The organism is Streptococcus sanguinis, from assembly GCF_050222175.1.
Lineage (GTDB): Bacteria > Bacillota > Bacilli > Lactobacillales > Streptococcaceae > Streptococcus > Streptococcus sanguinis_M.
This window is the reverse complement of sequence record NZ_CP071420.1, coordinates 2,075,966-2,099,571: the sequence shown is the minus strand read 5'-3', so window position 1 is coordinate 2,099,571 and position 23,606 is coordinate 2,075,966. Positions and strand designations below refer to the sequence as shown.

Annotated in this window: 21 protein-coding genes; 18 read left to right on the top strand and 3 right to left on the bottom strand. The window is 44.7% G+C overall.

Annotated features, from left to right (window positions below):
* Positions 1–74: 74 nt before the first annotated feature.
* Positions 75–1,271: an ROK family protein gene (locus J1C91_RS10285; protein ID WP_002910765.1), complete on the bottom strand. Its 1,197-nt coding sequence runs from the start codon at positions 1,269–1,271 to the stop codon at positions 75–77.
* A 204-nt stretch (positions 1,272–1,475) separates the two neighbouring features.
* On the opposite strand from J1C91_RS10285, the gene J1C91_RS10280 reads away from it, so the two are divergent.
* The 6 genes from J1C91_RS10280 (at position 1,476) to J1C91_RS10255 (ending at position 7,732) form a co-directional block, all read left to right on the top strand.
* Positions 1,476–1,793 carry a PTS sugar transporter subunit IIB gene (locus J1C91_RS10280; RefSeq protein ID WP_004188921.1) on the top strand — a complete coding sequence of 106 codons (318 nt, stop codon included), beginning with the start codon at positions 1,476–1,478 and terminating at the stop codon, positions 1,791–1,793.
* 8 nt (positions 1,794–1,801) lie between these two features.
* Positions 1,802–2,119, top strand: coding sequence for a PTS lactose/cellobiose transporter subunit IIA (locus J1C91_RS10275; RefSeq protein ID WP_002898520.1), 318 nt, complete (start codon positions 1,802–1,804; stop codon positions 2,117–2,119).
* A gap of 5 nt (positions 2,120–2,124) precedes the next feature.
* Positions 2,125–3,486: a PTS sugar transporter subunit IIC gene (locus J1C91_RS10270; RefSeq protein WP_002896670.1), complete on the top strand. Its 1,362-nt coding sequence runs from the start codon at positions 2,125–2,127 to the stop codon at positions 3,484–3,486.
* Positions 3,487–5,265, top strand: a complete 1,779-nt coding sequence (locus J1C91_RS10265) for a glycoside hydrolase family 35 protein (RefSeq protein WP_002910763.1) — start codon at positions 3,487–3,489, stop codon at positions 5,263–5,265.
* 9 nt (positions 5,266–5,274) lie between these two features.
* Positions 5,275–6,204 (top strand): aldo/keto reductase, encoded by a 930-nt coding sequence (locus J1C91_RS10260; protein ID WP_002910761.1) that lies wholly within the window; start codon positions 5,275–5,277, stop codon positions 6,202–6,204.
* A 118-nt stretch (positions 6,205–6,322) separates the two neighbouring features.
* Positions 6,323–7,732: an LPXTG cell wall anchor domain-containing protein gene (locus J1C91_RS10255; RefSeq protein ID WP_002910760.1), complete on the top strand. Its 1,410-nt coding sequence runs from the start codon at positions 6,323–6,325 to the stop codon at positions 7,730–7,732.
* Between the two features lie 48 nt (positions 7,733–7,780).
* Here the strand turns inward: J1C91_RS10255 and J1C91_RS10250 are convergent, their stop codons facing one another.
* Complete coding sequence (locus tag J1C91_RS10250; protein WP_002910758.1) at positions 7,781–8,761, bottom strand: nuclease-related domain-containing protein; 981 nt, start codon at positions 8,759–8,761, stop codon at positions 7,781–7,783.
* Positions 8,762–8,971: 210 nt separating this feature from the next.
* On the opposite strand from J1C91_RS10250, the gene J1C91_RS10245 reads away from it, so the two are divergent.
* Positions 8,972–9,841 (top strand): glycosyltransferase family 2 protein, encoded by an 870-nt coding sequence (locus J1C91_RS10245; RefSeq protein ID WP_125406288.1) that lies wholly within the window; start codon positions 8,972–8,974, stop codon positions 9,839–9,841.
* A gap of 70 nt (positions 9,842–9,911) precedes the next feature.
* On the opposite strand, the gene J1C91_RS10240 is transcribed toward J1C91_RS10245, so the two are convergent.
* The gene (locus J1C91_RS10240; protein ID WP_185755747.1) at positions 9,912–10,688 is read right to left on the bottom strand and encodes a glycyl-radical enzyme activating protein; all 777 of its coding nucleotides are present in this window, start codon (positions 10,686–10,688) and stop codon (positions 9,912–9,914) included.
* Between the two features lie 124 nt (positions 10,689–10,812).
* On the opposite strand from J1C91_RS10240, the gene J1C91_RS10235 reads away from it, so the two are divergent.
* The 11 genes from J1C91_RS10235 (at position 10,813) to J1C91_RS10185 (ending at position 23,415) form a co-directional block, all read left to right on the top strand.
* The gene (locus J1C91_RS10235) at positions 10,813–11,556 is read left to right on the top strand and encodes a DeoR/GlpR family DNA-binding transcription regulator (RefSeq protein WP_002896662.1); all 744 of its coding nucleotides are present in this window, start codon (positions 10,813–10,815) and stop codon (positions 11,554–11,556) included.
* A gap of 18 nt (positions 11,557–11,574) precedes the next feature.
* On the top strand, positions 11,575–12,546 hold the full coding sequence (locus J1C91_RS10230; RefSeq protein WP_125438505.1) for a sugar-binding transcriptional regulator: 972 nt from the start codon (positions 11,575–11,577) through the stop codon (positions 12,544–12,546).
* A 113-nt stretch (positions 12,547–12,659) separates the two neighbouring features.
* On the top strand, positions 12,660–13,139 hold the full coding sequence (locus J1C91_RS10225; RefSeq protein ID WP_125438565.1) for a hypothetical protein: 480 nt from the start codon (positions 12,660–12,662) through the stop codon (positions 13,137–13,139).
* A gap of 331 nt (positions 13,140–13,470) precedes the next feature.
* Positions 13,471–13,794 carry a PTS lactose/cellobiose transporter subunit IIA gene (locus J1C91_RS10220; RefSeq protein WP_002896659.1) on the top strand — a complete coding sequence of 108 codons (324 nt, stop codon included), beginning with the start codon at positions 13,471–13,473 and terminating at the stop codon, positions 13,792–13,794.
* Between the two features lie 20 nt (positions 13,795–13,814).
* A complete protein-coding gene (locus J1C91_RS10215; protein WP_002896658.1) occupies positions 13,815–14,126 on the top strand; it encodes a PTS sugar transporter subunit IIB in 312 nt (103 codons plus the stop codon).
* 17 nt (positions 14,127–14,143) lie between these two features.
* Entirely contained in the window at positions 14,144–15,445 is a 1,302-nt protein-coding gene (locus tag J1C91_RS10210) for a PTS sugar transporter subunit IIC (protein ID WP_125433858.1), read from the top strand.
* Positions 15,446–15,613: 168 nt separating this feature from the next.
* The gene (locus J1C91_RS10205; protein WP_002910747.1) at positions 15,614–18,055 is read left to right on the top strand and encodes a glycyl radical protein; all 2,442 of its coding nucleotides are present in this window, start codon (positions 15,614–15,616) and stop codon (positions 18,053–18,055) included.
* A 14-nt stretch (positions 18,056–18,069) separates the two neighbouring features.
* Positions 18,070–18,738 carry a fructose-6-phosphate aldolase gene (locus J1C91_RS10200; RefSeq protein WP_002910746.1) on the top strand — a complete coding sequence of 223 codons (669 nt, stop codon included), beginning with the start codon at positions 18,070–18,072 and terminating at the stop codon, positions 18,736–18,738.
* 47 nt (positions 18,739–18,785) lie between these two features.
* On the top strand, positions 18,786–19,880 hold the full coding sequence (locus J1C91_RS10195) for a glycerol dehydrogenase (RefSeq protein WP_002910745.1): 1,095 nt from the start codon (positions 18,786–18,788) through the stop codon (positions 19,878–19,880).
* A gap of 165 nt (positions 19,881–20,045) precedes the next feature.
* Complete coding sequence (gene leuS / locus J1C91_RS10190) at positions 20,046–22,547, top strand: leucine--tRNA ligase (RefSeq protein ID WP_125438502.1); 2,502 nt, start codon at positions 20,046–20,048, stop codon at positions 22,545–22,547.
* Between the two features lie 178 nt (positions 22,548–22,725).
* Complete coding sequence (locus J1C91_RS10185; RefSeq protein ID WP_125438499.1) at positions 22,726–23,415, top strand: VIT1/CCC1 transporter family protein; 690 nt, start codon at positions 22,726–22,728, stop codon at positions 23,413–23,415.
* The last annotated feature ends 191 nt before the right edge of the window (positions 23,416–23,606 follow it).

Genomic DNA, 23,606 nt, shown 5'->3' with positions numbered 1-23,606 from the left:
GACTTTTAGGGGGAAGCTCCTAGAAAGTCTGTCTCTTTTTTTGTAAAAAAAGACCGAGATTCTTGTCTAGGCCTTTATAGGTTTCCTTTTTTATCTAAAAATTCATGATAAACACAGAGGCTGACTGCAGAGCGGGCAATGCTGTATTTAGAGTAGGGGATAATGACAATCTCTGCTTGTTTTTGTTTTGGAAAGAGGGGTACTTCTTGCTCTAACTGAGCCAGAACCTGCTCGGCAATCACCGGATAGGAGAAGAGCTGGCCGTCCAGATAAATCCTTTCGCTATCAATAAGCTGGCAGAGATTGGAAATGGAAATGGCCAGATAGCGGCAGGCAGTATGAATCAACTCAATGCTGCCCAAGTCTCCTAAGCGATAGGCGGTCATCAGACTTGTCAAATCAATGTCATTGACGTCCTCTACAAGGGTCTTTAAGAGCGAGGTCTGGGAAGCCCGATACAGGATAGCTGCTTTATCAATCAGAGCACTCTCGCTGGCATAAACCTGCAGGCAGCCGTGCTTGCCACAAGGACAGCGCTCGCCTTCAGGATTGATGACGGTGTGCCCCACCTCCCCGATAAGATAATTTTCCTGACTGTAAATGCTGCCCTTGTACATGTAGGAGCAATGAATACCTCTGGCAACATGATAGACGATAAAATTACTGTCTGTAGGATGATAGCTAAAGAGGCGTTCAGCCAGCGTCAAACAGTGGGACTTATTGGCGAAGTAGACAGGAAGGTCAAATGCTTCTTGAATAGTCCGCAGGTTAATCTGTCCCCAGTGGGGGTTTTTAGAAATGATAAAATCACTCTCAGAGAGATTCACATGCCCCGGCAGCCCGAGGGCAATTGCTGAGATGAAGTATTGGCTGTTCTTTTTCAGAAAATCTTGAATCAGTCGGATGATTTCCTGGTCAGACGGGCCGCCTGTCACCTCGATCTGATAAGTCCGAATGCTGCTTTCTGCAATTTCACCGGTATTATCAGCGATGACCATAGCCAGCTGTTTTTCAGAAATCTCAAAGCCCAGATAGTAGCGGCTATGAGGCGCAATATCCAGTAGGGTTTTCTTGCGGCCTACACTCTCATCATTGAGCTCGCCCAGCTCCAGTACCAAGCCTTCCTTGATCAGTTCATTGATGATACTGCCAGTCGTGGCTGGTGTAATTTGAGTTTCTTTTGAAATATCAATCCGAGAAATCGGTCGTTTGGCATAGAGCTGATCCAGAACAGTTGCCCTTAGCTCGTTTTGTTTTCTAGTTCGTGTCATCTTGTTTCCTCTGCTGCTATACTATCAAAAAAAGCTATAAATCTCAAATGTAAGCGTTGACATAGTACAGAAAAATAGTTATAATGTTTATAGAATATTAATAACATAGTGAAAAATATTCTGTTTTTGGATTTTTGTTTATATATTGAAAACAAATAGCAAGCGTCGTTGCAGGCTAGGTCAGATTCATTAAGGAGGATGCCGATGGAAACAAAACAAATTATGTTAGTCTGTGCGGCTGGGATGAGTACCAGTCTCATGGTCAATAAAATGCAGAAAGCTGCAGAGGAGCGAGGCTTAGCTGCGACGATATTTGCGGTGCCAGTATCAGAAGCAGAAGACTATCTAAGCGAGAAAAAGGTTGATGTCCTTTTGCTGGGGCCTCAGGTCCGCTATCTGCTGGAGGATTTACAGGAAAAACTAGCTTCAAAAGGTATTCCGGTGGATGTTATCCCTATGACGGACTACGGAATGATGAAGGGGGATAAGGTCCTGGATTTGGCAGAGTCGCTCATGAAGTAGGTACTTTTATGGAAAATAAAGATTCCTTAGAGGTCGCTATGACCCTCATTATGTATGGCGGAGAGGCCAAGTCTTGTGCTATCGAAGCAATTGCTGCAGCTAAAAAGCAGGACTTTGACCGAGCTCAGGAGAGACTGAGTCAGGCTCAGAAGGCCCTGCTGCAAGCCCATCACGCTCAAGCTGAAATGCTGAGCAAGGAGGCACAAGGAGAGAAGACAGAACTTAGTTTATTTATGGTGCATGGGCAGGATCATCTCATGACCAGTATCGCCTTTGTTGATTTGGCAAAGGAGATTGTTGATTTGCATAAAAAATTTGATGAATAGGAGAAATGCAGATGAGTAGTTTGGTTGATAAATGGCAAGCGCGTCTCATGCCTATTGCCAATAAAATCGGCAACCAAAAATTTCTGGTTGCCCTGCGGGATTCCTTTATTGGAACCATGCCTGTGATTATGACGGGCTCTTTCGCCCTCATGGTAAATGCCTTTCTATCTGACTTGCCAGGACAGTTCGGCTGGACCTGGATTTCATCTACCTTCCAGTGGCTGATTGATATTAACTGGCTGGTATTTAAGGGCAGTATTCCTATCGTTACCCTCTTGTTCCTCTTTACCTTCGGGGTCAATATCGCTAAGATTTACAATACTGATAAGGTGTCTGCCGGTCTGGTAGCTGTTGCTTCCTATATCATTACCATTGGTGGATCAGTTACTAAAACCTTTGAGTTGGCTGGCAAAACACCAGGGCTGAGCAAGGCGATTTCAAAACTTCCAGAGCTAAAACTTGACGGCAGTAACTTGTCTGTGACGATTAACAGTGTCATTCCAGGTGACCAAATCAGTGCGCGTGGTTACTTTACTGCCATTCTGATTGGTTTTGTATCTGTTATCATCTTTTGTAAGGTCATGAATCGTAACTGGACCATCAAACTTCCAGATTCTGTTCCGCCAGCTATCATGAAGCCATTCCTGTCTATCATTCCGGCTGCAATTGCCATGTATGTCGTGGGAATTGCGACCTATCTCTTTAATCTGGTGACAGGCGAGCTGTTGATTGACTGGATTTACAAGATTCTTCAGGCGCCGCTTCTCAGCTTGTCTCAAAGCTTCTGGGCTGTGCTGCTCATCGTCTTTCTCAATAAGATTTTCTGGTTCTTCGGACTGCACGGTGGTAATGTGCTGGCGCCAGTTATGGCTAGTCTCTTTGGCGTGACCATGCTGGCCAATCTGGAAGCTTATCAGGCTGGGCATGCGATTCCTTATATGTGGACGGATAATTCTTTCGGTGCTTTTGTCTGGTTTGATGCGATTGGGGTTGCCATTGCCATTCTCTGGCAATCTCGGAACAAGCACTATCGCGAAGTGGCCAAGTTGGGAATTTTCCCAATGGTCTTCAACATCGGTGAGCCAGTCATGTACGGTCTGCCAATCGTTTTGAATCCAATTATGTTTATTCCATACGTCCTTACGCCAATGGTCATGGTAACAGTAGCCTACTTTGCAACCTCTATGGGCTTGGTTGCGCCGGTTACTCAAAACGTCACCTGGGTAATGCCGCCGATTCTCTACGGTTTCTTTGCGACAGCCTTCGACTGGCGGGCTATTATTCTTTCGCTGGTTAATATCGCTATTTCGACCGCTATATATCTGCCCTTTGTCAAGATGGCAGATAAACAGGAGGAGCTTGGATAGATGGCAAAATTTGAAATCAAAGAAGAATTTTACCTGGATGGCAAACCTTTTAAGATTTTATCGGGAGCTATTCAGTATTTCCGGCTTCATCCAGACCAGTGGCGAGATACCCTTTACAATCTTAAAGCTCTGGGCTTTAATACGGTAGAAACCTATATTCCTTGGGCGTTGCATGAGCCTCAGGAAGGTCAGTTTCAGGCAGAGGGTATGCTAGATTTTGAAGCATACTTCAAGTTGGTTGAGGAGATGGGGCTTTATCTCATTGTCCGGCCGACGCCCTACATCTGTGCAGAGTTTGACTTTGGCGGCCTGCCGGCTTGGCTCTTGAGATATCCTTCGATGCGCCTGCGGGTCAATCATCCGCTTTTTCTGGAAAAGGTCAGTCATTTCTATGACTGGCTATTTCCCAAGCTTTTGCCCTATCAGAGTGATCAAGGCGGTCCTATCCTCATGATGCAGGTGGAAAATGAATACGGTTCTTACGCCGAGGACAAGGCCTACATGCGCAGCATTGCGCAGATGATGAAGGTACGTGGTGTTACGGTTCCCCTCTTTACTTCTGATGGGACATGGATAGAGGCTTTGGAGTCTGGGACCTTGATTGAGGATGATATTTTTGTGACGGGGAATTTCGGATCTCAGCCCAAGGAAAATACAGACAATCTGCGAGCTTTCATGGAATGCTATGGCAAGAAATGGCCACTTATGTGTACAGAGTTTTGGGATGGCTGGTTCAGCCGCTGGAGCGAGGAAATCGTTCGGCGAGAGGCAGAAGATTTGGCCCAGGGTGTCAAAGAAATGCTGCAGCTGGGCAGCATGAACCTCTTCCTCTTGAGAGGTGGGACAAACTTTGGCTTTATCAGTGGCTGTTCAGCTCGAAAGACCAAGGATTTGCCACAGATTACCTCCTATGACTTTGATGCTCCTATTACTGAGTGGGGGCAGCCGACCGAGAAATACTACGCTGTTCAGCGGGTGACCCACGAGGTCTTTCCAGAGCTTGAGCAGATGGAGCCGATTAGCCGACAGGCCAAGGCCTATGGCAGTTTTCCGCTGCTTGGGACTGCAAACCTGCTGGATGTGGCAGCGGACATCACAGAGGAAATTCTGCTGGATTATCCGCAGCCTATGGAGCAGATTGGGCAGAATCATGGCTATATCCTCTACCGTTCCGATATCAAAAATCAATACCATGAGGAAAGGCTCAAGGCCTTGGAGACTCATGATCGCTGCCATTTCTATGTCAATCAGGAGCACCTAGCTACCCAGCATCGGGAAGAAATCGGTGATGAGATGCTCTTCTCAGCTGATACCGAGCGTATTCAGATTGATGTGCTGGTGGAAAATATGGGACGGGTCAACTATGGTTACAAGCTGGGCGCACCCAGCCAATCCAAGGGAGTCAAGGGTGGTATCATGATTAACCACCAGTTTCGCAAGGGCTGGAAGCATTATGCGCTCAAGTTTGACCAGGAAATGCTGGCCAAGCTAGACTGTTACTCAGCTCCACCTGAAAGTGTCAAAGCACCGACCTTCTATCGCTTTGAAGCAGAGTTGGATGATATCGCTGACACCTTCATTGATTGCTCCAAGTATGGGAAGGGCTGTATTTCGGTCAACGGCTTCAACCTAGGCCGCTACTGGAATGAAGGGCCGATTCACTATCTCTATGTGCCGTCTGGCCTACTTAAGGAAAAGAATGAATTTATCGTATTTGAAACTGAGAATGTCAAGATTGAAGAATTGACCTTGCTTGACCATCCAGTCTATAAGAAATGAGGTGCTGCGATGAAATATATGACAGTCGGAAATGAACTGGAGGGAGCTAGCCAGCTGGTTTTGGGCTGCATGCGACTGGCGGAGCACGATCCCGAAAAGGTCGTTTCCGTTCTTGAAACAGCATTAGAAGTGGGAATTAATTTCTTTGACCACTCAGATGTTTATGCTGGTGGCCAGTCTGAAACCAAGTTTGCGCAGGCTCTTCGCTCGGCTAAGATTCCCCGGGATCAAGTTTTCATCCAGTCCAAGTGCGGACTGCGGGATGTTCACACCAACTACCATTTTGACTTTTCTAAGGATTATATCATCATCTCGGTTGAAGGCAGCTTGGAGCGTTTGCAGACGGACTATCTGGATGTGCTCCTCCTGCACCGGCCTGATGCTCTTATGGAGCCGGAAGAGGTGGCTGAGGCTTTCTCACAGCTGCACCAAGCTGGGAAGGTCCGCTATTTCGGAGTCAGCAATCAAAATCCTTATCAGATCGAGCTGCTGCAGAAAAGTGTGGAGCAGCCACTGATTGCCAACCAACTGCAGTTTGGTCCTGCCCATACTCCGATGCTGGATGCTGGGCTCAATGCCAATATGCTCAATTCGTTAGCAATCGTCCGGGATGGTAGTGTGCTGGACTATTGTCGATTGCATCATATCACGATTCAGCCTTGGTCACCATTTCAGGTCGACTTGAATCAGGGACTTTTTATGGAGCATCCTAAATATGCTCAGCTTACAGAAACTCTGCATGCCTTTGCGTCAGACTATCAAGTTTCCTTTGAAGCCTTAGTTCTCGCCTGGATTTTGCGCCATCCGGCACAAATGCAGCCGATTGTTGGCTCCATGAATCCGCAGCGAATTCGCTCAATGGTGGCTGCTTTTGATATTGAGCTCTCTCGGGCTGACTGGTATAAGATATACAAGAGCGCAGGGAATCCTCTGCCCTAAGCTTGTTTTTGCAGGGAGATTATTTGTTATTCAGAGTCAATGAAGGCTAAGAGCAGTGAATCAGTCTGCTTGTTTCATTGATTAAGCTAGATTCTGTACCTTATGAAAGGAGAATGGTATGAATAATAAGTTTTCTTGGCAAGCCCTAGCAAAATCTGCTTCTGCTGCCAAGTATGGAAGTGGCTTGCTGCTATGTGTTTCCCTCTTGTCCTTAGCAGCTTTGACAGCTGTCTCAAGAGTTGAAGCAGAAGATGTTGCGCCTGCCCCTGCCGCAGTAGCTGAAACGCCGGCTTCTCCAACAGCGCAAGCAAGTCCCGAGGCTGAAAATCCAGCTGTGGCTGAACCCCAAGCAGTTCCTGCAAATCAGGCCGAATCAGCTGCCAGCGAGTTGCCAGCCAGCCAGGTCATGTCTGATGAGCAGAAGCAGCGCGCCATTGCTCAGATGGGAGCCAATCAAGGGGATGTCTGGGTTTGGTCGGAGGAAAATGTCGTTGAAGAAAATGGGGAGCGTCAAAAGCGCGGTCCTAATGGCGGCCCCGGCCAATTTAATGGCGGAGCTGTCGTGTTAGGCGGTCGACCGACTTATGACCCAGCAGCTGATTGGTACTACCTAGCTTATAAAGGCGAAGGGATGACTGACGAAGAAGCACAGGCTGTCTTTGACAAGGAACGCGGCAAATGGATGAATGAATTTGATCCTTGGGGCGTTGTGATGGAAATGACGGACAATAAGGCCAGCAATGCTTGGGCGGATATTCGGAACATGCAAGCTTTTGTGCTCCGGAAGGATTCCAATGTCTGGGAGAAAATTGTGGATCACCCTCAAGGGGTTCAATGGGTTTCTCAATTCAAGGGAAATATGTCCAGCAACGTAGGAGATGCCCGGCAGGAAGCCTTGGCTGGCGGGGGAACAGCTATTGAGGTATTACCTAAGCAGGATCGGGTTGCCCACTGGGGCTCTGATCAAGCCCGTGATATTCCGAATCCTCAAACCATTCGGGCTGTTTTAGTTTCTGTAGAAGCTCGTATTTCTGAAAAATCTGACCCAGATGCCAAGCTTGGTATTCAAGTTGGTGGTGACTGGAAATTTGCTGAAGAAGTGAGTAAGCCGCTCTGGTATCCAGGAGCTGGTCTGGCTGGTATTCAGCGACTGACCAAGGATTGGGCGCGTTACTATTTTGTCAGTCTTACTGGTATTCAAGATGCAGTCGAAGAAAGAGCTATTTCACAAGATGTATTTATGAAGAGTATCGTGCCGCTGGCCGATATGGAGCAAGCCGCCCAAAATCAAGCTCAGCAGCCAACCCCTGCAAAGCCTGATCCAAAGGGTAGCCAAGCAGAAAATCTGACCTACAAAGCAAGCGGCCAGACGGATTCTCAAGCAGCGTCTCAAGAGCCAACTCTTCAACAAGCTTCTTCCAAACAACTGCCTAAGACCGGCAGCCAAAGCAGTCCATTGACCAATCTGCTTGGACTCGGGCTCTTAGGGCTTGGTGCTGGCTTCCTTGGCTTGAAGAAAAAATCTTAGTTTTGCGAGCTAGAGGAAAAATAATCTACAAAAAAGCAACAGCAGTTTCTAGCTGTTGCTTTGTGTTTGAGTTAGGTTTTGCACGACAGGCTGTTCGAAATTAGGTACTTGCGCAACCTGCTCGGCAAGCGGACTGCAGACAGGCTCTTGGTATTTTTGAGTAAAGCGGCATCTTGGGAAATTGGAGCAGCCCCAAAATTGCTGACCGGCCTTAGAACCTTTGGCTGCTGTACGGAGCACCAATCCATGCTGGCAGCGAGGGCAGATCTTTTCTGCTTCTCTACGCTGTTTATTCTGAGCAATGCTGTTAATATGGCGTTCTTTGATGACCTGCTTTCGCTTGGTCAAGGGCAGGAGCATACGATAGAGGTCGTCAATCTGCTCGGGCGACAGGCAGACTTGACTTTGGCAGGCCTGCCTGTCAATTGCCCCTATCACTTGCCAGGTCTGAATAACCTTATGCCTGTCACTGTTTAGATGGATTTCCTTAAGCTGACAGTCATTGCCAAAGACGATATAGGAATATAGATTTGGCGTGTATTGGTTGAGATAGTAGCTGAGCCATTTGAGATGAACTTTATTTTGAATAATGGGATTGAAAAAAGAATGTTTGTAAGATTTTCCGCGGCCTCCAGAAAGAACCTGAGTCCAGTATTGCTGATTTTCTGAGCCGAAGATCCAGCCCTTGTAGTTTTTTGACTCAAAAATGTAAATTCCAGATGGATGAATCAGCAAGGCGTCAATCTCAGTGGTAGAGCCATCTTCTTTGAAGATATAGAGATTGTATAAAATCTTTTTATAGCCATAGAGCTGGTTCAAGACCTGACCAAGCTGGTACTCTCCCTGTTTTCCCTTGTTGTATTTGAGTTCCCAAGGGGCAGTCTGGGTTTGCTGGAAATAGTCAGGCTCTGGGCTTTGGCTGGAAGACCAATCTGAGTCAGTATCTTCCCTGTCTTCAAGTAGCTTATAACTGATAAAAAAGACGATGCCAAAGACAGCCACAAATGCGACGAAAAAGAATCCAATCATTTCCTAATCTCCCTTAAAATCCCTAATTCGAGTATAGCACAAAATAAAGAACGAAAGATTTTTATAAGTGTAAAAACAAAACAATTGAACGATGGATTAAAATGTGTCTAAAAATAGAAAGCTATCCTTTAAAAACTTATTTTCCAAAAACACCTCACAAACCTAAAAAATCATGTATAATAAAAAGACAGGAAAAGAATAGGAGTTATCATGTCTCAGGAATTAATCAGTGTTATCATCCCTGTTTACAATGTTGAGCAGTATTTAGCAGAATGTGTGAACAGCGTCTGTCGTCAGACCTATCAAAATCTGGAAATTATTCTAGTCAATGATGGTTCAACAGATGCTTCTGGTCAGATTTGCCAAGAGCTGGCTGACCAGGATACGAGGATTCGTCTTATTCATCAGGAAAATCAAGGCTTGTCCGGTGCCCGCAACACAGGGATTGAGCACTCTAGTGCAGACTATTTGATTTTTGTGGATTCGGATGACTGGCTGCCTGAGCAACATGTTGCCCGCCTTTATGAAAAGCTCAAGGAGTACGATGCGGATATTGCCATTGGTCACCACTGTAGCTTTCGTGCAGAGGATTCAGCCTTCCTCTACTATTCGACAGAGCATTTTGAAACCCTCTATACGCGAGAAGAGATAATCGAGGAGTATCCTAGACGGCGCATGCTAGACGGTGTCTTTCTCTGTGCCTGGGCCAAGCTCTATAAGCGTGAGCTCTTTGATACAGTGCGCTATCCAGTCGGCCGAGTGGCTGAAGATGCCTTCACGACTTATAAGCTTTACCTTCAGTCAGAAAAGATTATCTACCTCAATGAACCGCTCTATTACTATCGCTTGCGGCCAAATAGCATCTCCATGACTTGGAACGAGCAGTGGTTCCGAGACTTGATTATAGGTTTTGAGGAGCAGCTAGCCATTTTGGGTAAGCTGGGCTATGACCTGAGCTTCTACTACAAGTATTACACCTTCTTGCTCCAGTATTGTCGCGACAGCGCTGCAGCCGTCGGTATGCAGTCCAGTTTGGTCTATCAGGAAATTGAAAGCAAACTCAAACTATTTGGAGAATAAATAAAACAAGCCACCTTTCAACCATAGGGCTGAAAGCGTAGCTTGTTTTTTAGTGTTTGAAAATTAAAGACTAAAAATAACAATGAATGTCATGCTTCAAAAAGACATCTTGGTATTCAAATAAGTCTTCAGGGTGCAAGGCCTTGACATCTTCCATGGCATACTTTCGGCCAAGTAATTTGTATTTATTTTCGCCAAATTGATGGAAAGGCAGCAGCTGGACTTGATCGATGGATAGTTCATTAAACAGGGTCGCAAACTGCTCCGCGTCTTCTAAAGAGTCATTAAAATCTGGAATGACAGGAATGCGGAGAACAATCGTCTTTTGATGAGTAAAGGCGTAGTGGATATTCTGAACAATTAATTCGTTTTTTACTCCAGTCACCTTGCGGTGGTTGACAGAGTTATAATGTTTCAGGTCTGTATAGATAAAATCAACGTACTGGATGAGATCCACGAATTTTTCGTGTTCTACAAAGGCAGTTGTTTCGATAGCGGTATGAATCCCTTTTTCCTTAGCGGCTTTGAGAATGGCCTTGGCAAATTCAAACTGGGCGAAAATCTCTCCGCCAGATAAGGTTAGGCCACCGCCAGATTCTTCATAAAAATCTCTGTCCTTTAGGACTTCGTTGATAATCTCCTCTACACTTCTTTCCTCCCCCATAGTGATGCTTTTTTTGGTAGTAGCATCCAGCATAGGCTCGGGTCTGAATTGCTGTGATTCTGGATTGGAGCACCAAGGGCAGCGCAGAGGACAGCCCTTGAGGAAAACCGTTGTACGAATCCCTGGTCCATCATGAATACTGAAATGTTGGATGTTGAAAATAATTCCTTTTGTTGTTTCCATACTCAGGCCTCCTTTGGATACAATCATTATAACTTATTTTAGAAAGAAAAACAATTACGAATGAAAGTTATTTTTATTTTATTTTTAAGGCGTCTTTTGTTACAATAATAGCAGAGGTGATAGAATGGAACGTTTAGATGAAATTGTTAAATTAGTATCTGAATTTGAACGAATCGATGTCAATACTTTGTCTGACCGCTTAAAAGTGTCCAAAGTAACGATTCGCAAGGACTTGGATAAGCTGGAAACCAAAGGTCTACTGCGCAGAGAGCATGGCTATGCTGTTTTAAATAGCGGCGATGATCTGAATGTCAGGCTTTCCTTTCATTATGATACCAAGCGCCGAATTGCCCAGGAAGCAGCAAAAATTGTTCAGGATAATGAAACCATTATGATCGAATCAGGCTCGACCTGCGCCTTGCTAGCTGAGGAAATCTGCCGAACGAAGAAGAATGTCAAGATTATTACCAATTCTTATTTTATTGCGGATTATATAAAACAAACTGATTCTTGTAAAATTATCTTACTGGGCGGAGAATTTCAGAAAGATTCTCAAGTGACAGTAGGGCCTCTTCTCAAGGAAATGATTCGGTTTTTCCACGTAGAACATGCCTTTGTCGGAACAGATGGCTATGATGAAAATCTAGGCTTTACAGGCAAGGATTTGATGCGGAGTGAGGTTGTGCAGTATATGTCAGAGGCATCTGACCAGATGATTGTCTTGACGGACTCAAGTAAGTTTACCAGAAAAGGAACGGTTAAGAGATTTGGCTTCAAGCAGATTGCGCAAGTGGTGACTGACAAGGCGATTCCGAAAGAGGCTGTTGAGCGCTTGAAAGCTGCCGATATCAAGCTGACCCTAATCTAGCAGAGAGAAGGAGATAAGATGAAAAATGAAAGAAAAAAACTATTGGCAAAAATTGCTTATCTCTACTATATCGAAGAAAGAAGCCAGTCTGACATTGCGGCTGAGACAGGGATTTATCGCACCACTATCAGCCGAATGCTGGCAGAAGCGAAAAAAGAGGGCATTGTAAAGATTGAGATTGAAGACTTTGACACTCGCTTGTTCCATTTGGAAAACTATGTAAAAGAAAAATACGGGCTCAAGGGAATCGAAATTGTCAGTAACTTAGTAGATGAATCTCCAGCAGACTTGGAAGAAAGGCTTGCTCAAGCTGCTGCGGGTATGCTACGTAGCCTGATTAAAGACAATGATAAAGTGGGATTTTCTTGGGGAAAGAGCTTGAGCCTTTTAGTAGAGCACTCCAGCAGCAAGCATTTGACAAATGTCCATTTCTTTCCTTTGGCAGGTGGACCGAGTCATATCCATGCACGCTATCATGTGAACACCCTCATCTATAGCATGGCTGGAAAATACCATGGGGACTGCCGTTTTATGAATTCCACGATTATTCAGGAGAACGAGCAACTGACAAATGGAATATTGGCTTCTAAATATTTTGAAGATCTGAAAAGCAGCTGGCAGGAGCTGGATGTGGCTGTGGTTGGTATTGGAGGGCAGGTTGACACGGGAAATCGCCAATGGCTGGACATGCTGACCTCGGAGGATTTTCTTGCTCTAGAGAGTCAGGATGCTGTTGGAGAAATCTGCTGTCGCTTCTTTAATAAAAAAGGGGAGATGGTCTACCAGCATTTGCAAAATCGAACGATTGCCATCTCTTTGGAAAATTTGAAAAAGGTGCCGCTTAGTTTGGCTTTTGCCTATGGCAGTCAAAAATCTGCTGCTATCTTAGCGGTGTTGCGAGCTGGCTATGTCAATCATTTGGTTACGGATGAAGCGACGATTCTAAAAATGCTTGACTTGGACGGAGATAGGAGTTTCTTCACTTCTTGATGTCAGTGGAATCTCAGGTGCAAGAGATTTCCAAGACGGAATTTAGGGATTCTATTTTTTAATAGTGGATTAGCAGCTATGTATGGAGGTGGATTGTTGATTTGAAAAAGCCGATGAAACGAAAATTGACTAGTTTAGCCACAGGGGAGCTAGTCGCTGTGCTAGTATTTTGGATGAATTTTTTCCTGCTCAAAAAATGGATTCTTACTACTGGAGCTTTGATTTCTATTTTTTTCTCCTTGTTTGTACTGAGTTTTATTCTGATACAGGGCTCTGTTTTCTGGTTGATTTTGATAAAAAGGATTTCCAATCCAGGATTTGCTGAAAGATATACAGGCAAGATTTACAGGGTACTAAAGATCTTAGACCTTATTTTACTGGGTGTAGGAGCCCTGATAATTATGTTAAATTACAGTGAATTTCCCACATCCATAATCTCTTTAGCAATTTGGTTTTTTGCTGTCATCGAGTGGATTAATTATTTTAAATGGCAATTATCCTACAGTCTGAATCCTGCTGTTTTATTGAAATACATCTTCCAGAGGAAATTGCGGAAAAGTAAAATAGCAAAGGAAATTGAGAAAGTCGTTTAAAAAGATAAGTTTTTGTTTTTTAAAATAGCATATATGAGGAAGTAGAAGCAAATAGCTGCTGCTTCTTTTTTTGTGTCGAATCTGCTTATCGTTCTTATCTAATAGAATGCCTTTGAATCGCAGTTGCATAAAGCTGTACAGAACTGTCCTTTATGGGGGGAGTTTTTATTCTGCACAAATGTGCAAAATAATTTAAATAAGCTAATTTGTTCTATAATATATTGACGGACTGAGATAAAGGTGATACATTCTAGTTACAAACAAAAATAAATCACTTTCAAACAAAAGAACAAGTTTTTGTTAATCATAAAGATAGGAGCGGTTGTAACATATGGAAATGATTGTAGCAGATCAAATTATCATGGGCCTTATCTTAGACGCTGGTGATGCCAAGCAGCATATTTATCAAGCTTTATCACTAGCTAAAGATGGTAAGTTTTCAGAATGTGATGAGCAGATTGAGCTGGCTGATAAGGCGCTGTTAGAGGCCCATAATTTGCAGACCAAGTTCCTAGCTCAGGAAGCTGGAGGAACGAAAACAGAGATTACAGCGCTGTTTGTTCATTCTCAAGATCATTTGATGACTAGCATTACAGAGATTAACCTCATCAAAGAAATCATCGACTTGAGAAGAGAATTACAAGGGGAAAAATAAATCATCAGGAGGATGAAAAGATGGTTAAGATTGGTTTGTTTTGCGCGGCAGGTTTTTCAACAGGAATGTTGGTCAACAATATGAAAATAGCTGCAGCTGAAAAAGGGCTGGAAGCTGAGATTGAAGCCTACTCTCAGGCTAAGTTGGCTGATTATGCAGCGGATCTGGATGTCGCTTTATTGGGCCCGCAGGTAGCTTATACTCTGGACAAATCTACAGCTATTTGCGACAGCTGCCATACTCCGATTGCAGTTATTCCGATGGCTGATTACGGTATGCTAGATGGCGAAAAAGTGTTAAACCTCGCTTTGAGTTTGTTGGATAAACATTAAAATCAAGGAGCTTCGTTATGTCTAAAGTGGATACTCAAAAAATCATTGCGCCGATTATGAAGTTTGTCAATATGCGCGGGATTATCGCCTTAAAAGACGGTATGTTGGCAATTTTGCCTCTTACAGTTGTGGGAAGTCTATTCTTGATTGTAGGGCAATTACCATTTGAAGGTCTAAATCAAGCCATTGCTGGTGTGTTTGGGGCGGACTGGACAGAACCGTTTATGCAGGTTTATTCAGGAACCTTTGCCATTATGGGGCTGATTTCTTGTTTTTCAATCGGCTATTCTTATGCCAAGAACAGCGGTGTAGAGCCTCTGCCGGCAGGAGTGCTGTCTCTTTCTTCCTTCTTTATCCTTTTGAAATCCTCCTACATACCAGAAAAGGGTGAGGCGATTGCAGATGCGATTGCCAAGGTCTGGTTTGGCGGTCAAGGAATCATTGGGGCCATTCTCATTGGTCTGGCAGTTGGCAGTATCTATACGATTTTCATTCAAAAGCATATTGTCATCAAAATGCCAGAGCAGGTTCCTCAAGCGATTGCCAAGCAGTTTGAAGCCATGATTCCTGCTTTCGTTATTTTCTTGCTGTCAATGCTTGTTTATATTATTGCCAAGATAGCGACTGGTGGCGGTACCTTTATTGAGATGATTTACGATGTTATTCAGGTGCCTCTGCAAGGTCTGACGGGCTCTCTGTATGGAGCTATCGGTATTGCTTTCTTTATTTCTTTCTTATGGTGGTTTGGCGTCCACGGCCAGTCTGTTGTCAATGGTGTCGTAACAGCTTTGCTGCTGTCAAATCTGGATGCTAATAAGGCCCTGCTTGCTGCAGATAAGTTGTCTGTTAGTCAAGGCGCTCATATTGTGACCCAGCAATTTTTGGATAGTTTTCTTATCTTGTCGGGCTCCGGTATTACTTTCGGAGTGGTCGTGGCCATGCTCTTTGCTGCCAAGTCCAAACAGTATAAGGCTCTGGGGAAAGTTGCTGCTTTCCCGGCAATCTTTAATGTCAATGAGCCAGTTGTCTTTGGTTTTCCGATTGTGATGAATCCGGTCATGTTTCTGCCCTTTGTTTTGGTACCGGTTCTAGCCGCTTTGATTGTCTACATGGCGATTGCGGTCGGCTTTATGCAACCATTCGCAGGTGTGACTTTGCCTTGGAGTACGCCGGCTATCATTTCTGGCTTTATGGTCGCTGGCTGGCAAGGGGCAGTCATTCAAATTGTCATCTTAGCCATGTCCGCCTTTGTCTATTTCCCATTTGTGAAGTTTCAGGATAAGATTGCCTACAATAACGAATTGAAAAATGAAAAATAATCTGACTTTGATGGATAAAAACACAAAAGTTTCTTGGCTCAGATGGCACAAATGTGCAAAAAATCTTTAATTCTGTAATCGCCTATAAATGATTGAATTCTAGAATTTTGCATGTTACAATAGTTACGAAAGAAATAAATTAAATTTCATAAGAAAGGTCGTAGCCAAATGATCCAAGTAAAAGAAGTAGAAAAAACAACAATAAAAACAGACTATTTTGGCAGCTTAACAGAGCGGATGAATAAGTATCGGGAAGATGTTTTAAATAAAAAGCCCTATATTGATGCAGAGCGTGCTGTCCTAGCTACCAAGGCTTATGATAAGCATAAGGAAAAACCAAATGTGTTGAAGCGTGCTTACATGCTCAAAGAGATTTTGGAAAATATGACGCTTTATATCGAAGATGAAACGATGATTGTCGGTAATCAGGCTTCATCTAATAAAGACGCGCCTATTTTCCCAGAGTATACTTTAGAGTTTGTACTCAATGAACTAGATCTTTTTGAGAAGCGGGATGGAGACGTCTTCTATATCACAGAGGAAACCAAAGAGCAGCTCCGCAGCATCGCTCCTTTCTGGGAAAACAATAACCTCCGTGCGAGAGCTGGAGCTTTACTTCCAGAGGAAGTTCAGGTTTATATGGAAACTGGCTTCTTTGGTATGGAAGGAAAGATGAACTCTGGGGACGCCCACTTGGCGGTCAACTATCAAAAACTCTTGGCCTATGGACTGAAAGGTTTTGAAGAAAAAGCTCGCGCAGCTAAGGAAGCCTTGGATTTGACCGATCCGGCTAGTCTTGACAAATACCACTTCTATGATTCCATTTTCATCGTAGTAGATGCTGTGAAAGCTTATGCGGAGCGTTTTGTGGCCTTGGCCAATCAGCTTGCTGAAAAAGCAGAGCCTAAGCGCCGTCAAGAGCTCTTAGAAATCGCTAGAATCTGTTCTAAAGTGCCGTACGAGCCAGCATCAACCTTTGCTGAAGCTGTTCAGTCTGTTTGGTTTATCCAGTGTATCCTTCAGATTGAGTCCAACGGACATTCACTCTCTTATGGACGCTTTGACCAGTACATGTATCCTTATGTCAAGGCGGATTTGGAAGCTGGACGTGAGACAGAGGCTAGCATTGTAGAACGCTTAACCAATCTCTGGATTAAGACGATTACCATTAATAAAGTGCGCAGCCAGGCCCACACATTCTCATCTGCGGGCAGTCCCCTTTATCAAAATGTGACAATCGGTGGCCAAACGAGAGATAAGAGAGATGCAGTCAACCCGCTTTCCTACCTTGTGTTGAAATCTGTAGCTCAAACTCATCTTCCTCAGCCGAATCTGACTGTTCGCTATCATGCAGGTCTGGATGCTCGCTTTATGAATGAGTGTATTGAAGTCATGAAGCTTGGTTTCGGTATGCCGGCTTTCAATAATGATGAAATCATCATTCCGTCTTTTATCGCCAAAGGCGTTTTGGAAGAAGATGCATACGATTACAGTGCTATCGGCTGTGTGGAAACTGCTGTGCCTGGTAAATGGGGCTACCGTTGCACAGGTATGAGCTACATGAACTTCCCTAAGGTGCTCCTGATTACTATGAATGATGGGATTGATCCAGCATCTGGCAAGCGCTTTGCACCAAGCTTCGGTCATTTTAAAGATATGAAGAGCTTTGCTGAGCTGCAAACGGCTTGGGACAAGACCTTGCGCCATTTGACCCGCATGAGTGTCATCGTGGAAAATTCTATTGACCTGTCTCTTGAAAGAGAAGTGCCGGATATCCTCTGCTCAGCTTTGACAGATGACTGTATCGGACGCGGTAAGCATTTGAAAGAGGGCGGAGCTGTCTATGACTATATTTCCGGCCTTCAAGTCGGTATTGCCAATCTATCAGACTCATTGGCGGCCATCAAGAAGCTGGTCTTTGAAGAAGGCAGGCTGACTCCGGCTGAACTCTGGCATGCACTTGAAACAGACTATGCAGGTGAGCGTGGTAAAGAAATTCAAGAGATGATGATTCATGATGCACCAAAATATGGTAATGATGATGATTACGCAGATAAGCTAGTGACAGATGCTTACGATATTTATGTGGATGAAATCGCTAAATATCCAAATACCCGTTATGGCCGTGGTCCAATTGGCGGTATCCGCTACTCTGGAACATCTTCTATTTCAGCCAATGTCGGTCAAGGTCGCGGTACCTTGGCGACACCAGATGGCCGCAATGCTGGAACACCGCTCGCTGAAGGCTGCTCTCCATCCCACAATATGGACAAGAACGGCCCGACCTCTGTATTGAAATCTGTTTCCAAATTGCCGACAGATGAAATCGTAGGAGGCGTTCTGCTCAATCAAAAAGTGAATCCTCAGACCCTGTCTAAGGAAGAAGATAAAGTGAAACTTATTGCCTTGCTTCGTACATTCTTTAACCGTCTGCATGGCTATCATATCCAATACAATGTCGTTTCTCGGGAAACCTTGATTGATGCTCAGAAGCATCCTGAAAAACACCGCGATTTGATTGTTCGCGTTGCAGGCTACTCTGCTTTCTTCAATGTGCTTTCCAAGGCGACGCAAGATGATATTATCGGACGTACGGAGCACACGTTGTAAAAGAGGTCCAATTTATGGAATTCATGCTTGATACCTTAAATTTAGAGGAGATAAAAAAATGGTCGGAAGTCCTCCCCTTGGCGGGAGTGACTTCTAATCCGACCATCGCAAAAAAAGAAGGGAAAATAGATTTCTTCGAACGGATTCGCGCTGTTCGGGAAATCATAGGAGAGGGTCCATCTATCCATGTGCAGGTTGTTGCCAAGGATTATGAGGGAATCTTGAAAGATGCTACTGAAATTCGAAAAAAATGCGACGATGCTGTCTACATTAAAGTTCCGGTCACACCGGCTGGGCTAGCAGCTATCAAAACTCTCAAAGCAGAGGGCTACAAGATTACAGCGACAGCCATTTATACAACCTTTCAAGGGCTATTAGCCATTGAAGCGGGGGCTGACTATCTTGCTCCTTACTATAACCGCATGGAAAATCTCAATATTGATTCAGATGCTGTAATTAGCCAGCTGGCTCAAGCGATTGAGCGGGAACATTCCGCCAGCAAAATATTGGCAGCGTCCTTTAAGAATGTTAGCCAAATTAATAGTGCTTTTGCTGATGGGGCCCAAGCCATTACAGCAGGACCAGATATCTTTGCAGCAGCCTTTGCCATGCCGTCTATCTCTAAGGCAGTGGATGACTTTGCTGCTGACTGGTCAGCAATTCACAATCAGGAATACATTTAAAAGGCATATTTAATGCTCTATTTATGAATAAATGAAAGAGGTGTTCTATGAGAATTTTTGCAAGCCCGTCTCGTTATATTCAGGGAGAAAACGCTCTGTTTGAAAATGCAAAACAGATTCTTCAATTAGGAAGCCATCCAGTCTTGCTTTGTGATGATGTGGTTTACCAGATTGTTGGGGAAAAATTCAATGACTACCTTACTCGTTATGGTTTTCATGTGCTGCATGTCGCTTTTAACGGAGAAGCTTCAGATGCTGAAATTGATCGGGTCGTTGCTCTGGCTGAAAAAGACGGAGCAGACTTGGTTATTGGTCTAGGCGGTGGGAAAACGATTGACAGTGCGAAGGCGATTGCAGACATACTAGGTCGTCCCGTAGTCATTGCGCCAACCATTGCCTCTACGGATGCCCCAACTTCAGCACTTTCTGTTATCTATACAGAAGACGGCGCCTTTGAAAAGTACATTTTCTATAGTAAAAATCCTGAACTCGTCTTGGTGGATACGAAAGTGATTGCTGGAGCGCCAAAACGGCTTCTGGCTTCTGGGATTGCAGATGGTTTAGCGACTTGGGTAGAAGCGCGTGCTGTCCAGCAGAAAAATGGGACTACCATGTTGGGACAAAGACAGAGTCTGGCTGGTGTAGCGATTGCGAAGAAGTGTGAAGAAACACTGTTTGCAGATGGCCTGCAGGCTATTGCAGCCTGTGAAGCAAAAGTCGTGACTGCAGCTCTGGAAAATATCATTGAAGCCAATACCCTTCTCAGCGGCGTCGGCTTTGAGAGCGGCGGTTTAGCGGCAGCCCATGCTATCCACAACGGCTTTACAGCTCTCACAGGCGATATTCATCACTTGACCCACGGCGAAAAAGTTGCCTATGGAACCTTGACCCAACTCTTCTTAGAAAACCGACCTAAAGAAGAATTGGAAAAATATATTTGCTTCTATCAAAAGATCGGTATGCCGACCACTCTGAAAGAAATGCATTTAGAAAATGCTAGCTATGAAGACTTGCTCAAAGTTGGTCAACAAGCGACGATTGAGGGTGAAACCATCCATCAGATGCCATTTGAGATTTCAGCTTCTGACATTGCAGGTGCCATCCTAGCAGTCGACCAATATGTCAGGGATTTGGATAAATAAAAGCAAAATACAAAACAAGCCACCTTTCAACCGTAGGGCTGACAATGTGGCTTGTTTTTTGGTGGAGAGCTCCCTTGTCTGATGTGTCTGGCAGTCATGAAATTCCGTCTTTCAAAATCCCTTGAAAATGGTATAATAGAAACAGTACAAAAAATGGAGAAAAGAATGGCTTATTATAATCACAAAGAAATCGAGCCCAAGTGGCAGAAATATTGGGCGGAGCACCATACATTTAAGACAGGTACGGACAAGGACAAGCCTAACTTTTATGCGCTGGACATGTTTCCTTACCCATCAGGAGCGGGGCTTCATGTAGGGCATCCGGAGGGCTACACGGCGACAGATATCCTCAGTCGCTACAAGCGAGCTCAGGGCTATAACGTCCTTCATCCTATGGGCTGGGATGCCTTTGGTTTGCCAGCTGAGCAATACGCTATGGATACAGGGAATGACCCAGCTGACTTTACAGCGGAAAATATTGCCAACTTCAAACGCCAAATCAATGCGCTTGGTTTTTCTTATGACTGGGATCGGGAAGTTAACACGACTGACCCCAACTACTACAAGTGGACCCAGTGGATTTTCACCAAGCTTTATGAAAAAGGTCTGGCTTATGAAGCTGAAGTCCCAGTAAACTGGGTTGAAGAGTTGGGAACGGCTATCGCCAATGAGGAAGTTCTGCCAGACGGCACATCTGAGCGCGGTGGTTATCCAGTTGTTCGCAAGCCTATGCGTCAGTGGATGCTGAAAATCACAGCCTATGCAGAGCGTTTGCTCAATGACTTGGAGGAGCTGGACTGGCCAGAGTCTATCAAGGATATGCAGCGCAACTGGATCGGCAAGTCAACCGGTGCCAATGTAACTTTCAAGATTAAGGACACAGACAAGGACTTCACCGTCTTTACGACTCGTCCGGACACCCTTTTTGGTGCGACCTATGCTGTTTTGGCTCCTGAGCATGCTCTCGTCGATGCCATTACAAGTGCAGAACAAGCCCAAGCAGTAGCAGACTACAAACATGCAGCCAGCCTCAAATCCGACCTAGCTCGGACTGATTTGGCTAAGGAGAAGACCGGTGTCTGGACAGGAGCTTATGCCATCAATCCTGTCAATGGCAAGGAAATCCCCATCTGGATTGCCGACTATGTGCTTGCAAGCTACGGAACAGGTGCTATCATGGCTGTTCCTGCGCATGACGAGCGCGACTGGGACTTTGCTAAGCAGTTCAATTTAGAGATTATTCCGGTTCTAGAGGGTGGCAATGTTGCTGAAGCTGCTTACACAGAAGACGGTCCGCATATTAACTCTGGCTTCCTAGATGGCTTAGACAAGGCTGCCGCTATTGACAAGATGGTTTCTTGGCTGGAAGCAGAAGGTGTCGGAAACGAAAAAGTCACCTATCGCCTGCGCGACTGGCTCTTTAGCCGTCAGCGCTACTGGGGTGAGCCAATTCCAATCATTCATTGGGAAGATGGTACCTCAACGGCTGTTCCTGAAAATGAACTTCCACTTGTCTTGCCTGTAACCAAGGATATCCGTCCTTCTGGTACTGGTGAGAGCCCGCTGGCCAATCTGACTGACTGGCTAGAAGTCACTCGGGAAGATGGTGTCAAAGGACGCCGCGAAACCAACACCATGCCTCAATGGGCTGGTTCTAGCTGGTATTACCTGCGTTACATTGACCCGCACAACAATGAGAAATTAGCAGACGAAGAGCTGCTTAAGGCTTGGCTTCCAGTTGACATTTACATCGGTGGTGCAGAGCACGCTGTGCTCCATCTCCTCTACGCTCGTTTCTGGCACAAATTCCTCTATGATATCGGAGTGGTGCCAACCAAAGAGCCTTTCCAAAAACTCTTTAACCAAGGGATGATTCTGGGGACTAGCTACCGTGATAGTCGAGGTGCCCTAGTGGCGACAGACAAGGTGGAAAAACGCGATGGTTCTTTCTTCAACATCGAAACTGGAGAAGAGCTGGAGCAGGCGCCTGCTAAGATGTCTAAGTCTCTGAAGAATGTGGTCAACCCAGATGATGTAGTAGAGCAATACGGTGCCGATACACTGCGTGTCTATGAAATGTTCATGGGGCCACTGGATGCATCCATCGCTTGGAGCGAGGAAGGTCTGGAAGGCAGCCGCAAGTTCCTAGATCGAGTCTACCGTTTGATTACAAGTAAAGAAATCGTTGCGGATAACAATGGTGCTCTCGACAAGGTATACAACGAAACAGTCAAGTCTGTCACAGAGCAGATTGAGGAGCTCAAGTTTAACACAGCCATTGCCCAGCTCATGATCTTTGTCAATGCAGCCAACAAGGAAGAAAAACTCTATGTCGAATACGCTAAAGGTTTCATTCAATTGCTGGCGCCTTTCGCACCGCACTTGGCTGAAGAACTCTGGCAGGCAGTAGCTCAAACTGGCAAGAGCATTTCCTACGTAGCTTGGCCAACTTATGATGAAAGCAAACTAGTCGAGGCAGAGGTCGAAATCGTAGTTCAAATCAAGGGTAAAGTCCGTGCTAAGTTAGTCGTAGCTAAGGACCTGAGCCGTGAGGAACTGCAGAAAATTGCCCTTGCAGATGAGAAAATTAAATCTGAAATCGCTGGCAAAGAAGTCGTGAAAGTGATTAGCGTTCCAAATAAACTAGTTAATATCGTGGTGAAATAATCAGTTTGTTACAGCATTATAGTAATTATAAAGAAAGGAGTCGTTTAAAACGGCTCTTTTTTCAATGTCTTTCTTCTCTTAAATAGTAGAACTTTTCTCATTTTTCGATTTTCTCTTGTATTAGTTTTAGGTTTTATTTATAATCATTATAAATAAAAAGAAAGAGAAAATTTAAATAGTGGAAGAACATAAAATTGATACGAATTTTAGCGGTCGGCTGAATATCTTGCGGGCTGGGGTTTTAGGAGCTAATGACGGCATTATTTCCATAGCAGGTGTAGTTATTGGGGTGGCTAGTGCGACGGACGATGTCTGGATTATCTTTCTGTCTGGTTTGGCGGCAGTCTTTGCGGGCGCCTTTTCTATGGCTGGTGGAGAGTATGTTTCTGTTTCTACTCAAAAGGATACAGAAGAAGCTGCTGTTGCCAGAGAGCGAGAGCTTTTAGAGAAAAATCCGGATATTGCTAGGCAGTCTCTCTATGCTGCCTATGTTCAAAATGGCGAGTGTGAGACTTCTGCCCAGCTCATGACCAATCGGGCTTTTCTCCAAGATCCGTTGGAGGCTTTGGTAGAGGAAAAATATGGAATCGAGATTGAGGAGTTCACTAATCCCTGGCATGCTGCCGTATCAAGCTTTTTAGCCTTTGCTGTTGGTGCGCTTTTCCCTATGATTACCATTATCCTGCTTCCAGCCAGCGTCCGTATCTGGGCAACCGTTCTAATCGTGGCCTTGGCCCTTTTGGGAACAGGCTATACCAGCGCTAGATTGGGCAAAGCACCACTCAAAAATGCTATGATTCGCAACCTCGTGATCGGTCTTTTAACCATGGCTGTTACCTATGCTGTAGGGCAGGCTTTTGCCATATAAGAAAACGAAAAAATGGAGTCAGTGCTTTTACTGACTTTTTGAGTTGTCAAATCTAGAGAAAAATCCAGCTTTAACTATTGTCTGAATGAGTTTAGCGCCCTTTTTCCTATTTTCTAATTCCAAAGTTCGAGAGAAAGAAGTGCGTGGCACTTCTTTTTTGTGAAAATTTTCCTTATATCAAGAAAACTTTT